The following is a 12,987-nucleotide window of genomic DNA, read 5'->3' on the forward strand; positions in this document are numbered from 1 at the left end:
ATGTCAGAAAGAAAAATGGGTGCTAAGAAGCCAGAAATTTCTGAACTTGGTCGTGTACAAGATCGTATGACCTTTTTATATTTAGAACATGCTGATGTTAATAGGCAGGATAGTGCTATTCAAGTGACGGATCAACGTGGAATTGTATGTATTCCAGCTGCTATGGTGAGTGTCTTATTGTTGGGCCCTGGGGTTAATGTAACTCATAGAGCTATGGAATTAATTGGAGATTCAGCTATGGCTGTAGTCTGGGTTGGTGAGCAAGGAGTACGTGCATATGCTCATGGTCGTGCTTTGAACCACTCATCACGTTTATTACAAGCACAAGCAAAATTAGTTTCGAATCAACGTACTAGAGTTGCTGTTGCGCGTAAGATGTATCAGATGCGCTTTCCTGATCAAGATGTTTCAGGGTTGTCTATGCAAGAACTTCGTGGCAAAGAAGGTGCTAGAGTTCGAAGTGTTTATCACAAAGAATCAAGAAAAACAAATGTACCCTGGAATCGTCGTGAGTATAATCCAGATAATTTTGAGTCGGGTACACCAATTAATCAGGCTTTGACTGCAGCACATCAAGCACTTTACGGATTGAGTTATAGTGTAATTGTGGCGTTAGGGGCATCACCAGGATTGGGATTTGTCCACACAGGTCACGATTTATCTTTTGTTTACGATTTTGCAGATTTGTATAAAGCAAAAATATCTATTCCTGTTGCATTCGAAATGACTGCAAAATATAGTCAAGAAGAAGATCTAGCAGCTAGAACACGATTAGCTATGCGAGATGCCTTTCGAGACGGTAAACTATTGTCTCAGATGGTGACTGATTTGAAAAATCTATTAAACATAGATGATGGTCAAGATGGCGCAGATTTATTTCAACTTTCGGATGATAAACTTGGTATGCAGAAAATGGGAGTTCAGTATCATGATGTAACGGCAGGTGATGACGAATGATTGTTGTTACTTTATCTAAAGTTCCGCCTTCACTTCGTGGTGACTTGACTAAATGGTATCAGGAGATTCAAACAGGTGTGTATGTAGGTAATGTCAGTGCACGAGTCCGTGACCTACTCTGGGAACGTATTTTGAAAAATATTGGGACCGGTGAAGCAACAATGGCGTATAATGCTGCCACTGAATTAGGCTATCAGTTTCGGACAACACGTAAGGATCGACAAGTGGTCGATTATGATGGTATTCCCTTAATGATGCATTTAAAGCAACAAGAGGTGCCAGTTAAACATGGGTTCAGTAGTGCGGCCAAATTCCATAAAGGGATGACAATGTCACATCGACGTATGACTAAATATCGAAAAGATGTAAAGCCTATATTATCAAAACCTTTGGTGGCACTTGATTTAGAAACAACTGGATTGGATAGTACTAAAGCAGAAATTATTTCAATTGGAGCAGCCAAGATAATGCCCGACGGACAATTACTGCAATTTGAAAAATTAATTCGAAGTGTGGATTTAGTACCATCCAAAATTACTGAACTTACCGGAATCACTTCAGAACAGTTGCAAAAACAGGGTGTTGAGCTTTCATTAGGATTAGAGGCATTGTCTGATTTTGTTAAGGATTCAGTCATCATCGGTTATAATCTTGAATTTGATGAAGGGTTTTTAACGGAAGCATTGCGGAAAGTTGGAAAAACCGAATTTACTAACTCTACCCACGATCTTATGCCAATAGTAAAAACAACTCAGGAGTTTTTAGATAACTATCGTTTAACAACTGTCTTGGAGGCATATCAGATAGAGAATTTAGATCCACATCATGCATTATCTGGTGCTCAAGCTACGTTGTCTTTAGCAGAGAAGTTAATAAAAAACGGCAACCTTGTAATTTGAAAATGCCTATGTAACGGCTTTTTTTAAGTGTGCTCCCCATATACATGGGGATGATTCTAAAAAATGAACCAATTGAGAGTACAAAAAAACGTGCTCCCCATATACATGGGGATGATTCCACTATGTTTTCTTGACTTATGCCATGGGCTCTGTGCTCCCCATATACATGGGGATGATTCTTGACTAGCGATTTTTTTGTATAAAAAGGTTCCGTGCTCCCCATATACATGGGGATGATTCCTTTCTTACGTCCACTTGCATTAATACTTGTAGGTGCTCCCCATATACATGGGGATGATTCTATTAAATATGGTTATAATTTAATGGTTAGTGTATGAAATAGGAAACCAATTATTTTATATTTAAGCAAATAAAACCCCACATAGATTATACGTGAGGTTTTGAAGATGATTTTTAAATGCATAATAACCAAAAAAATTTTATTATTTGATTAGGTAGATTGTAAGATTAAATAGAATTCTACCCAGACGAAAAATTTGGATAGAAAAAGGGCAATGGACCCGGTATTGTTTTAAGTGACAAAACTATAAACAATAGGAGTCCATTACCCATGAGTCACATTTTAACATTATCGGATAGAACTGTCATCCAAACGCTGCTTAAGGTTGGTTACTCACAAAAACAAATTGCTGAAGAAGTTGGTGTAGTTCCTTCAACCATCAACTATGAACTAAAGCGCTGTCCTAAGGGATACTATGACGCTGATCAAGCTCAGGAAGACTGCGAAAAGAAGCTAACTCACCGGGGGCGGAAAACTCTTCTAACAGAGAATTTAAGAGAATTCGTCCGTGGGATCATTCTCGAACAGCGGTGGAGTTTTGAAGTCATCGCGCATATTCTCCAAATGCCATTCAAAACCCTCTATAACTGGCTGGACAAGGGCTGGTTGGACATCAAACGCGAGGTCCTTCCAGACCACGGTGTGCGGTACCGAAAGAGCCACGACGGTCGTGGTCAGTACACACGTGGGGCGAAGTTTATCAACCAACGCCCGGACGAGGCTAACCTGCGTCAAGAGATTGGTCATTTTGAAGTCGATACCATCCTATCAGGAAAAACCAGGGGCGAGGTCCTAGCTACCTTTACTGATCGTAAGTCCCGACTAATGATTATTCGTCGTTTACCGGGACGTGATAGTAAAGCTATGACTAAGGCAATCCTAGAGCTTAACGAGGAGTTGCGCGGCTTGGTCAAGTCAATCACCAGTGATCACGGTAAGGAATTCGCAGGCTTCAAGGAAATTGAAGCCTGCGGAATTGCCCATTATTTTGCCCACCCGTATGCGCCACATGAACGCGGAACCAACGAACGGTTGAACCGCGAGATTCGGCTACACATTCCAAAGAACCAGCCAATTGAGAGCGTTACGGACGAAGAGCTGACTATGATCTCAAAGTACTTAAACTGGCGTCCCCGGAAATGTTTAGGGTGGAAAACGCCACTCCAAGTCTTCTTTGGTGACTTGTCCGAAAAATTCGATTAATTGTTGCAATCTACCATATTATATAGTTACTTATTTTTTTTCTCAGGTGGAATATACTCAAAGGATGGATCAATTTCATTATCAATTCTATCCCAAGCTTTTTCCATATCATCATTGACTTGTTTAGTTTGTTTTTCATCAAGCTTAGCCTTGAAGTCAAAGTCGATTTCAGGTCCTACACCAATAGTAATCTGTTTATGCTTCATTAAACCACCAAAAGATAAGGGCCCTTGATAAACGAAGGGAACTAATGGGGCTTTTGAAAGTTTGGCAATCAGTGAGGCTCCACCTTTCAGTTGTTCAGAGTAACGAGTTCCTGATGGAAACATGATTAAAACTTTATCTTCCTTTTTCAATGCCTTAACGGGTGTTTTTATTACCGAAGGACCAGGATGAGCACGATCAACAGGAAAAGCATGCGCGTGTACAAGAATAAACCTTAAAATCGGATTCTTAAAAAGTTCCTTCTTTGCCATAAAAGTGGCCTCACGTGGAGAAATTACTAATGCAAAGAAAATTGGTTCCCACCAAGTACGGTGCGGTGCTACTAAGATGAAAGGCTTGTCGGGCAGATTTTCTTTACCCACGACTTTATAACGGCCATTTAAAATGAAAACAATGCCTCTCGCTATTACACGGATAAATTTATAAAACATAGAATTATCATTCTCCCTAAAATAATCTTAACTTATTTAAAATACCATAAAGCAGGTGTAACATGTCGATTTATTCTCAAGATATTATTTCTAATAGCGGAATAATTATTAATCAAGATAAAAAACTTTATTCATTTAACCTCGATACTATTTTACTTTATAATTTTGCAAAAACTGTTAAAAAGGGAAAAATAGTCGATTTATGTTCTGGAAATGGAGCCATTGGGTTGTCATTGGCCTCGAAAACTAAGGCTCAAATATATTTAGTTGAGATCCAAAAAGAGCTAGCTAATTTGTCTCAAAAAAGTATTGAAGATAATAATTTGGAACAACAAGTACATCTTATCAACGATGATTTAAAAAATGTTCAAAAACATATTAATCATGATACGGTCGACATGCTAGTTTGCAATCCACCTTATTTTAAAGTTTCCAATCAAACTGCTTTGAAGGAGAATCCAGTTTTAGCAATTGCGCGTCATGAATTAAAAGTTAATTTAGAGGATATCTTATATGCAATTAAAGTTTTGTTAAAGGAAAATTCTCATGCATATTTAGTGTATCGACCAGAGCGTTTGAGTGAATTAATTGCCTTAATGTTACAACAGCGCCTGCAACCAAAGCGCATACGCTTTGTCAGAACTAGTTCACAGAAAGATGCTAATCTGGTTTTGATTGATGTTATAAAGACAGTTAAAGAGGCATCGCTAAAGGTTGAACCAGATTTAATAATTTATGATGAAAATCATCAGTTAACTAAAGAGGCTAGTCAGATAATTAATGGAAACGAGTAAATATTATGTTTATATGCTTTTATGCAATGACAAAACTTTTTATACTGGCACAAGTAACAATGTAAAGAAGAGAGTTGCGACTCACAATGCTGGCAAGGGTGCTAAGTATACTAAAAATAGACGACCAGTTAAATTAATGTATACCGAGGAATTAGCAAATAAATCACAGGCTTTAAAGCGGGAAATTGCTATCAAAAAGTTATCACGAACGCAAAAAGAGAACTTATTAAAAAGTAATGGAATAAATTGGCAGGACTACTTGATTTCATAATAATATTCCCTTATAATATTTATCTGTATTGAATACACACACTTAACGATTTAGTTGTTGGTGCACAGATGTGTTTCAACTAGACATGACTTAGGTGGAGGTAAAAACCAGGAGGAACTTTTTATGTCAGTTATTTCTATGAAACAACTTCTTGAAGCCGGTGTACATTTCGGTCACCAAACAAGAAGATGGAACCCTAAGATGAAGCCATTTATCTTTACACAAAGAAATGGTATTTACATCATTGATTTACAAAAAACAGTACGCATGATCGACGATGCTTACAACTATATGAAGGCCGTTGCCGGTGATGATGGTATTTTCCTATTCGTTGGTACAAAGAAACAAGCACAAGATGCTATTGCTGAAGAAGCAACACGTGCTGGTCAATACTATGTTAACCATCGTTGGTTAGGTGGTACTTTAACTAACTGGAACACAATTCAAAAACGTATCAAGAGATTAAAGGACATCAAGGCAATGTCACAAGATGGTACTTTTGATCGTCTACCTAAGAAGGAAGTTGCTTTACTTACAAAGCAACAAGCTAAGTTAGAGAAATTCCTTGGTGGTATCGAAGATATGCCAAGAATCCCTGATGTTATGTTCATTGTTGACCCTCATAAGGAAAACATTGCTGTTAACGAAGCTAAGAAACTTAACATTCCTATCGTAGCTATGGTTGATACAAATACAGATCCAGATCCTATCGATGTTATCATTCCTTCAAATGATGATGCTATTCGTGCCGTTAGATTAATTACATCTAAGATGGCAGATGCTATTGTTGAAGGTAAACAAGGTGAAGAAGCTGTTACAGATGCAGACTTTGCTAAAGACGACAACAAAGATGAAAATTCAAATGCTGCCGATGCAAAATCTATTGAAGATTTAGCAGAAGCTAAGAACAATAACGAAGATAAATAATAATAATAAGCGTAAAATAGAGTCATCTGAGTAAGATGGCTTTATTTATACGACTGGAGGATTACTAATGGCTAAAATTACTGCTGCTCAAGTTAAAGAATTACGTGATAAGACAAGCGTTGGTATGATGGATGCTAAAAAGGCATTGGTTGCTGCTGACGGTAACATGCAAGAGGCTATCGACAAACTTCGCGAAAAGGGTGTAGCTAAAGCTGCTAAGAAGAGTGGAAACATTGCTGCTGAAGGTTTGACACACATTGAAGTTTCAGGTAACAAAGCTGCTATCATCGAAGTTAATTCAGAAACTGACTTTGTTTCATCAAATGACAAGTTTATCAATCTTGTAAATGAAATTGGTAAGGCTATCGTTGCTAACGAACCAAAGACAATGGATGAAGCTTTGGCACTTAAGATTGGTGACCAAACAATTAACGACGCCATCACAGGCTTAACAGCTGTTATTGGTGAAAAGATTTCCTTGAGACGTTTCAAGGTTCTTGATAAGACAGATTCACAAGTATTCGGTTCATACCTACATAATGGCGGTTTGATCGGTGCTATCGTTACTCTTGAAGGTAGCGACGAAGATGCTGCTAAGGATGTTGCTATGCACGTTGCTGCTATCAACCCTGAATTCATGGATCGTAATCAAGTTCCTGCAGATCGTTTGGAACACGAAAAGGCTATCTTTACTGAAGAAACAAAGGCTGAAGGTAAACCTGAAAAGATTATTCCTAGAATCGTTGAAGGCCGTCTAAACAAGTTCTTGTCAGAAATTAGTTTGGCTGACCAAGAATTTGTTAAGGATTCAGACATGACTGTTCAACAATTCGTTGAATCAAAGAATTCTAAACTTGTTTCATTTGTTCGTTACGAAGTTGGTGAAGGAATCGAAAAGAAACAAGAAGACTTTGCTGAAGAAGTAAAGAACCAAATGAAGTAGTTTAAAAACATTTTTTGGAAAGGTCGCTTAATTCATTTTGAATTAAACGGCTTTTTCTTTATATTTAGGGTTGTATCCACACAAAATTTATTTAAAAATAGTCTTTGGATAAATTTAGTGTAGCGAATATGTTAAAATATTTAGTAGCAAAATTAAAGGAGAGAACTTATGCCTGATATCAAGTATAAAAGAGTAATTTTAAAAGTTTCTGGAGAAGCCTTAGCCGGTGAGAAAGGCTTTGGTATTAATCCACCAGTTATCAAAACAATAGCTGAACAAATTAAAAGTGTTCATGATCTAGGAGTTCAAGTTGCCATCGTTTGTGGTGGTGGTAACATTTGGCGTGGTGAAACAGGTGCCGAAATGGGAATGGATCGTGCCCAAGCAGATTACATGGGTATGATGGCCACTGTTATGAATGGACTTGCTTTACAAGATGGTTTGGAACATATTGGTGTCCCAACACGTGTACAAACATCAATCGAAATGCGCCAGGTTGCTGAACCTTACATCAGAAGAAAGGCAATCAGACATCTGGAAAAGGGTCGTGTTGTTATCTTTGCTGGTGGTACTGGTAATCCTTACTTCTCAACAGATACCACTTCCGTACTTCGTGCTGCTGAAATTGAAGCTGATGTTATCTTAATGGCTAAAAATAACGTTGACGGTGTTTACTCAGCTGATCCTAAGAAGGACCCTAATGCTAAGAAGTATGCAGAATTAACACAACTTGATATTATTAATAAGAATCTTGGAGTTATGGATACAACTGCTTCATCATTGTCAATGGATAATGATATTCCATTGATCGTATTCAATTTGAACAAAGCTGAAAACATTAAGAAAGTTGTTCAAGGAGAAAATATCGGAACAATAATAAAGGGTGGTAATGATGACTAACAAAGCTGTTACAAAAGCACAAGAAAATATGTCAAAATCAATTGACGTTCTTAGAAAAGAATTGGCTAATATCCGTGCGGGTAAAGCTAACGCTTCTATCTTGAGTAACGTTAAAGTTTCATACTATGGTACTGATGTACCATTGAATCAAGTTGCTTCAATCAACATTCCGGAAGCACGTGTTTTGATGATTACACCTTATGATCAATCATCATTGGATGATATTGAACATGCTATCAATTCATCTGATTTAGGATTGAACCCTGCTAATGATGGTAAGGTTATCCGTTTGGTCATTCCACAGCTTACTGGTGAACGTAGACAAGAGATTGCTAAGCAAGTAGGTAAAGAGGCTGAAGAGAGCCGTATTGCCGTTAGAAACGTTCGTCGTGAGGCTATGGACGATCTTAAGAAGCAATTGAAAGCTAACGATGTAACTGAAGATGAATTCCATGATGTTGAAGATCAAGTTCAAAAGGTTACTGATAAAGCTATTGCACAAGTTGACGAATTAGCAGCAGCCAAAGAAAAAGAAATTACTGAAGGATAATAGTCTTTATGACAGAGAGTAAGAGACAGTTGGATTCAGATATATCAGTTCCTAAGCATATTGCTATTATTATGGACGGTAATGGTCGTTGGGCTAAGAAAAAGGGTCAACCTCGTATTGCTGGTCATAAAGAAGGTATGAACAATGTCAAGACGATTGCTACAGCAGCTAGTCATCTTGGGGTCAAAGTTTTGAGTTTGTATGCTTTTTCTACTGAAAATTGGAGTCGACCTAGTAAAGAGGTTAATTTCTTAATGAAATTACCAGTAGACTTCTTTGGAACTTTTATGCCGGACCTAATTAAAGAAAATATTCGAGTGTTTGTAACCGGATTTACTGATCACTTACCTGACAAAACCAGAAAAGTAGTTTTAAAAGCAGTTGAGGATACTAAGGGTAATACTGGAATGATCCTCAATTTTGCTTTTAACTATGGTGGTCGTGCTGAGATTGTTAATGCTGCTAAAAATTTGGCAATCGAAGCGGCTAGTGGTTCAATAGATCCAAGTGAGATTAACGACACTATGTTTGCAGATCATTTGTTGACTAATCACTTAAAGGAATTAGCTGATCCGGATTTGCTAATTAGGACTAGTGGAGAAGAAAGAATTTCTAACTTCATGCTCTGGCAATTAGCTTATACAGAAATGATCTTTGATGACAGTTATTGGCCTGATTTTACAGTCGATGATTTAGTCGAGGATATTAAAGAATTTGACAGAAGAGATCGTCGTTACGGTTCTGTTTAGTTTGGGGGAAAATTATGAAACAACGTGTCATTACTGCCGTTATTGCACTAGCAATCTTTATTCCCATATTGCTTGCAGGTGGAGTCTGGCTGGAAGTTGCAGCAGCAGCTCTAGCCGCAGTCGGTGTCTTTGAAGTTTATATTATGCGTAAACGTATCATCGTTTCATTTGACTTTTTAGTAACTATCCTAGGAACGCTAGCCTTAGTGGTTCCTAATGGGTTTTACCGTGGGTGGTTTCCAAAAAGTTTTTCAAGATTAGATTTATTCTATGTTTTTGCAGTGATTTTATTGATTATTACAGTACTAACAAAGAACAAGTTTAATTTTGAAGATGCAGGCGTTTCAGTGGTTTCAATGTTGTACATTGGTACAGGATTCCACTATTTAGCAGCTGTAAGAAATTCAGATCCCGGTTTGGGATTGTTAATGTATGCTTTGATTGTTGTTTGGTCAACGGATATTTTTGCTTATACATTTGGTAGAAAAATTGGAAAGCATAAATTATGGCCTGCAATTAGTCCTAATAAAACTTGGGAAGGAACAATTGCCGGTATTATCATGGCTCTAGTTCTTTCTGGTGTTTACATGTACTTTGTACCTCAAGAGTACTCAATGACAACAATGTTGATGATTGCCTTTGTTCTATCAATCATGGGACAAATGGGTGATTTGATTGAATCAGCTTATAAGAGATATTACAAAGTTAAGGATTCAGGAAATATTTTGCCAGGACATGGTGGAATTTTAGATCGATTCGATAGTATGTTAATCGTATTACCTTTGTTACACATATTCGGTTTAGTTTAAGCATCTCGTGGAGGTTAAAATGACCGCGATAATTACATTTATAATCGTTTTTGGAATATTAGTTATTGTCCATGAATTCGGACATTATTATGCTGCCAAAAAATCAGGAATTTTGGTTCGTGAGTTTTCTGTAGGAATGGGTCCGAAAATCGTCGCTTACCGTAAGAATCATACGACATACACATTGAGATTATTACCTTTAGGTGGATATGTACGTATGGCTGGTGCTCAGGAAGATGATTCTGATATTCAACCAGGAACGATGGCATCTTTAGTATTAAATGATCAAGATAAAGTAATAAAAATAATAACTTCCAGTAAGGTTTATGATGCAAATGCGGTCCCCGTTCAAATTTCTAAATCAGATTTAGTCGATGATTTAGTGATTGAAGGGTATGAAAATGGCGACGAAACTGTCGTTAAGAAATATTCAGTTGATCATGATGCAACAATTGTTGAAGAAGACGGTACTGAGGTTCAAATCGCACCACGCGATGTTCAACTTCAGTCCGTTTCTGTTTGGAAGAGAATGATTACTAATTTTGCAGGTCCTTTCAATAATTTTGTTCTAGCAGTTTTGGCAGCTATTTTAGCTGCTTTCATGATGAATGGTGTTGCCACTAATCAATTAGGTCATATCGAAAAGAATTCAATTGCTCAAGAAGCAGGTTTGAAGGTTAACGATACGATTGTAGGTGTAAATGGCAAGAAGACTAGTTCATGGACTGCTTTATCAACTAACATTCAAAATAACCCTGGTAAGAAAGTTACTTTAAAAGTTGAATCAAATAAAAAACTTAAAACAATTAAATTAATTCCTAAGTCTGTTAAGTCACAAGGTCAAAGCTATGGGTTTATTGGTATTATGCCAAAAACTGATTCAAGTGCTTGGGCTAAGATTAAGTACGGCTTTTCATATAGTTGGGGAACGACCGTAATGGTGTTCCATGCATTAGGTAAAATGGTATCCGGTGGTTTTAATATTAATCAATTATCAGGTCCGGTGGGGATCTACTCGATGACTTCAAAAGTGGCATCACAAGGTATTATTAATATTATTTTATTTACATCAATGCTATCGATGAATCTAGGTATTGTTAATTTAATTCCAATTCCAGCCTTAGATGGTGGAAAAATTTTATTAAATATCGTTGAAGCAATCAGAAGAAAACCAATTCCTGAACAGTATGAAACTGTTATTACACTGATTGGTGTCGGAATTCTAGTCTTGTTGATGATTGCTGTTACATGGAATGATATTCAGCGCTTCTTTATAAAATAGGGGGATAAGAACTTGAAACAATCAAAATTATATATTCCAACACTGAAGCAAACTCCTTCAGATGCTGAGGCTGTAAGTCATCAGTTGATGTTGCGAGCTGGTTATATTAGACAAGTTTCTGCAGGGGTATATGCATACTTACCATTAGCTTGGTCAGTTATTCAAAGAATTGAAAATATTGTTCGTAAAGAAATGGAAAAAATTGATGTCGTAGAAATGCGTATGCCAGCAATTTTACCAGCTGATCTTTGGAAGGAAAGTGGTCGTTATGAAACTTATGGCGATAACTTATTTAAATTTAAAGATCGTCATGAACGTGATTTCATCTTGGGACCAACTCATGAGGAAACATTTACTAGTGTTGTAAAAGAAAGTTTGAATAGTTACAAGAAATTACCTCTTGTTTTATATCAAATGCAAATGAAATATCGTGATGAGGATCGTCCTCGTAATGGTTTACTTCGTGGCCGTGAATTTATTATGAAAGATGCATACTCTTTCACAGCTAATAAAGAACAACTTGATGTTATCTTTAACCAAATGGAACAAGCTTATCGTAATATTTTTGATATTTGTGGTTTAAATTATCGAGCTATTATCGGTGATGCCGGTGCCATGGGTGGTACTGATTCAAAGGAATTTTCTGCTATTGCTTCTATCGGTGAAGATACAATTGCCTACTCAGATGACAGTGATTACTCAGCTAATCTTGAAATGGCTGCAAGTAAAATGGAAGAAAATTTAGTTGAAGATAAAAAAGAAGCAAAAGTTGTTGATACACCAGATGTACATACAATTGACGCTTTGGCAGAATTGCTAAAAGTTGAACCTTCAAGAATTATGAAGGCTGTTGCCTACATGGCTGATGATGAACCAGTTATGGTTATGATTCGTGGAGATTACGATGTAAACGATGTTAAGTTGAAGAACTATTTAGGTGCTGATTTCTTACGTGAAGCAACTCCTGACGAGGTTAAGGATGTCTTTGGTAGTGTACCTGGATTCATTGGACCTAAAGGTATCAACGATAAAGTTAAGGTACTTTATGATAGTTCATTAGTTGGCTTGATGAATTTTGTTGTTGGTTTCAATAAAGCTAATGTCCATTTGTTTAATGCTAACTTTGAAGATATTGTTGATGAAACACCAGAATTTAGAGATTTCCGTGTTATCAAAGAGGGAGAAGTTTCACCTGATGGTCATGGTCATATCAAATTTACACGTGGTATCGAAATTGGCCATATCTTCAAATTGGGTACTAAATTCTCTAAGGCACTTGGTGCTAATTTCTTAGATGAAAATGGTAAATCTAATCCATTGATCATGGGAAGTTATGGTATTGGTATTTCTCGTCTATTGACAGCTATCATTGAACAACACAGTGATGAAAATGGTATTATTTGGCCAGTTAGTTTGGCTCCATATCAAGTTCATGTTGTTCCTATCAAGTACAACAATGATGTTCAAGGCAAATTAAGTGACGAAATCGTTGAATTGTTACAAAATGAAGGATATGACGTCTTACTTGATGATCGTAAAGAACGTCCCGGCGTTAAGTTTGCCGACTCTGATCTAATTGGTATTCCTATTAGAATTACTGTTGGTAAAAAGGCTGGCGATGGAATTGTCGAACTAAAGATTAGAAGCACCGGTGAGACAATTGAAGTAAGTAAAAATGAATTAGTAAATTCAATAAAAATATTGCTTAAGAATCAGTAATGAGGCTTAGGCCTTTTTTTATTTTTT

The 12,987-nt window shown here is 36.9% G+C and carries 14 protein-coding genes and 1 CRISPR repeat array; of the genes, 13 read left to right on the plus strand and 1 reads right to left on the minus strand.

Features of this window, described 5'->3' with window-relative positions; genetic code table 11:
* The 3 genes from cas1e to ACI6PB_RS04935 all read left to right on the plus strand — a co-directional run bounded on the left by cas1e (position 1) and on the right by ACI6PB_RS04935 (position 3,360).
* On the plus strand, positions 1 to 957 hold the full coding sequence (cas1e, locus tag ACI6PB_RS04925; RefSeq protein ID WP_404327822.1) for a type I-E CRISPR-associated endonuclease Cas1e: 957 nt from the start codon (positions 1 to 3) through the stop codon (positions 955 to 957).
* A complete protein-coding gene (gene cas2e, locus ACI6PB_RS04930; protein ID WP_404327823.1) occupies positions 954 to 1,856 on the plus strand; it encodes a type I-E CRISPR-associated endoribonuclease Cas2e in 903 nt (300 codons plus the stop codon). Before cas1e ends, cas2e begins: the two co-directional genes overlap by 4 nt.
* 29 nt (positions 1,857 to 1,885) lie before the next feature.
* Positions 1,886 to 2,157: a CRISPR direct-repeat array (repeat unit 28 nt; unit sequence GTGCTCCCCATATACATGGGGATGATTC).
* Between the two features lie 270 nt (positions 2,158 to 2,427).
* A complete protein-coding gene (locus ACI6PB_RS04935; protein ID WP_034544610.1) occupies positions 2,428 to 3,360 on the plus strand; it encodes an IS30 family transposase in 933 nt (310 codons plus the stop codon).
* A gap of 26 nt (positions 3,361 to 3,386) precedes the next feature.
* On the opposite strand, the gene ACI6PB_RS04940 is transcribed toward ACI6PB_RS04935, so the two are convergent.
* Entirely contained in the window at positions 3,387 to 4,016 is a 630-nt protein-coding gene (locus ACI6PB_RS04940; protein WP_025085173.1) for a 1-acyl-sn-glycerol-3-phosphate acyltransferase, read from the minus strand.
* Between the two features lie 62 nt (positions 4,017 to 4,078).
* Here ACI6PB_RS04940 and ACI6PB_RS04945 point away from each other — a divergent pair, with 62 nt between their 5' ends.
* The 10 genes from ACI6PB_RS04945 to ACI6PB_RS04990 all read left to right on the plus strand — a co-directional run bounded on the left by ACI6PB_RS04945 (position 4,079) and on the right by ACI6PB_RS04990 (position 12,960).
* Positions 4,079 to 4,810 (plus strand): tRNA1(Val) (adenine(37)-N6)-methyltransferase, encoded by a 732-nt coding sequence (locus ACI6PB_RS04945; protein WP_404327824.1) that lies wholly within the window; start codon positions 4,079 to 4,081, stop codon positions 4,808 to 4,810.
* The gene (locus ACI6PB_RS04950) at positions 4,797 to 5,081 is read left to right on the plus strand and encodes a GIY-YIG nuclease family protein (protein ID WP_025085175.1); all 285 of its coding nucleotides are present in this window, start codon (positions 4,797 to 4,799) and stop codon (positions 5,079 to 5,081) included. The genes ACI6PB_RS04945 and ACI6PB_RS04950 overlap by 14 nt, the downstream gene beginning before the upstream one ends.
* Positions 5,082 to 5,204: 123 nt before the next feature.
* On the plus strand, positions 5,205 to 6,008 hold the full coding sequence (gene rpsB, locus ACI6PB_RS04955; RefSeq protein WP_025085176.1) for a 30S ribosomal protein S2: 804 nt from the start codon (positions 5,205 to 5,207) through the stop codon (positions 6,006 to 6,008).
* Positions 6,009 to 6,075: 67 nt separating this feature from the next.
* Positions 6,076 to 6,951, plus strand: a complete 876-nt coding sequence (tsf, locus tag ACI6PB_RS04960; RefSeq protein WP_025085177.1) for a translation elongation factor Ts — start codon at positions 6,076 to 6,078, stop codon at positions 6,949 to 6,951.
* A 168-nt stretch (positions 6,952 to 7,119) separates the two neighbouring features.
* The gene (gene pyrH, locus ACI6PB_RS04965) at positions 7,120 to 7,851 is read left to right on the plus strand and encodes a UMP kinase (RefSeq protein ID WP_025085178.1); all 732 of its coding nucleotides are present in this window, start codon (positions 7,120 to 7,122) and stop codon (positions 7,849 to 7,851) included.
* Complete coding sequence (gene frr, locus ACI6PB_RS04970) at positions 7,844 to 8,401, plus strand: ribosome recycling factor (protein WP_025085179.1); 558 nt, start codon at positions 7,844 to 7,846, stop codon at positions 8,399 to 8,401. Before pyrH ends, frr begins: the two co-directional genes overlap by 8 nt.
* 8 nt (positions 8,402 to 8,409) lie before the next feature.
* Positions 8,410 to 9,150, plus strand: coding sequence for an isoprenyl transferase (locus ACI6PB_RS04975; RefSeq protein WP_025085180.1), 741 nt, complete (start codon positions 8,410 to 8,412; stop codon positions 9,148 to 9,150).
* Between the two features lie 14 nt (positions 9,151 to 9,164).
* Positions 9,165 to 9,959, plus strand: coding sequence for a phosphatidate cytidylyltransferase (locus ACI6PB_RS04980; RefSeq protein ID WP_025085181.1), 795 nt, complete (start codon positions 9,165 to 9,167; stop codon positions 9,957 to 9,959).
* Between the two features lie 19 nt (positions 9,960 to 9,978).
* Complete coding sequence (gene rseP / locus ACI6PB_RS04985; protein ID WP_025085182.1) at positions 9,979 to 11,241, plus strand: RIP metalloprotease RseP; 1,263 nt, start codon at positions 9,979 to 9,981, stop codon at positions 11,239 to 11,241.
* 12 nt (positions 11,242 to 11,253) lie between these two features.
* Complete coding sequence (locus ACI6PB_RS04990) at positions 11,254 to 12,960, plus strand: proline--tRNA ligase (protein WP_404327825.1); 1,707 nt, start codon at positions 11,254 to 11,256, stop codon at positions 12,958 to 12,960.
* The last annotated feature ends 27 nt before the right edge of the window (positions 12,961 to 12,987 follow it).

Source organism: Companilactobacillus paralimentarius (assembly GCF_963227125.1).
Classification (GTDB): domain Bacteria; phylum Bacillota; class Bacilli; order Lactobacillales; family Lactobacillaceae; genus Companilactobacillus; species Companilactobacillus paralimentarius.

Bases quoted from the DNA above. Each gene is read 5' to 3' on its own strand.
- ACI6PB_RS04950 (WP_025085175.1), top strand. From the start codon at position 4,797: ATGGAAACGAGTAAATATTATGTTTATATGCTTTTATGCAATGACAAA.
- ACI6PB_RS04940 (WP_025085173.1), bottom strand. From the start codon at position 4,016: ATGTTTTATAAATTTATCCGTGTAATAGCGAGAGGCATTGTTTTCATT.
- frr (WP_025085179.1), top strand. From the start codon at position 7,844: ATGACTAACAAAGCTGTTACAAAAGCACAAGAAAATATGTCAAAATCA.
- cas2e (WP_404327823.1), top strand. From the start codon at position 954: ATGATTGTTGTTACTTTATCTAAAGTTCCGCCTTCACTTCGTGGTGAC.
- rseP (WP_025085182.1), top strand. From the start codon at position 9,979: ATGACCGCGATAATTACATTTATAATCGTTTTTGGAATATTAGTTATT.
- ACI6PB_RS04945 (WP_404327824.1), top strand. From the start codon at position 4,079: ATGTCGATTTATTCTCAAGATATTATTTCTAATAGCGGAATAATTATT.
- ACI6PB_RS04975 (WP_025085180.1), top strand. From the start codon at position 8,410: ATGACAGAGAGTAAGAGACAGTTGGATTCAGATATATCAGTTCCTAAG.
- tsf (WP_025085177.1), top strand. From the start codon at position 6,076: ATGGCTAAAATTACTGCTGCTCAAGTTAAAGAATTACGTGATAAGACA.
- ACI6PB_RS04935 (WP_034544610.1), top strand. From the start codon at position 2,428: ATGAGTCACATTTTAACATTATCGGATAGAACTGTCATCCAAACGCTG.
- ACI6PB_RS04980 (WP_025085181.1), top strand. From the start codon at position 9,165: ATGAAACAACGTGTCATTACTGCCGTTATTGCACTAGCAATCTTTATT.
- cas1e (WP_404327822.1), top strand. From the start codon at position 1: ATGTCAGAAAGAAAAATGGGTGCTAAGAAGCCAGAAATTTCTGAACTT.
- rpsB (WP_025085176.1), top strand. From the start codon at position 5,205: ATGTCAGTTATTTCTATGAAACAACTTCTTGAAGCCGGTGTACATTTC.
- pyrH (WP_025085178.1), top strand. From the start codon at position 7,120: ATGCCTGATATCAAGTATAAAAGAGTAATTTTAAAAGTTTCTGGAGAA.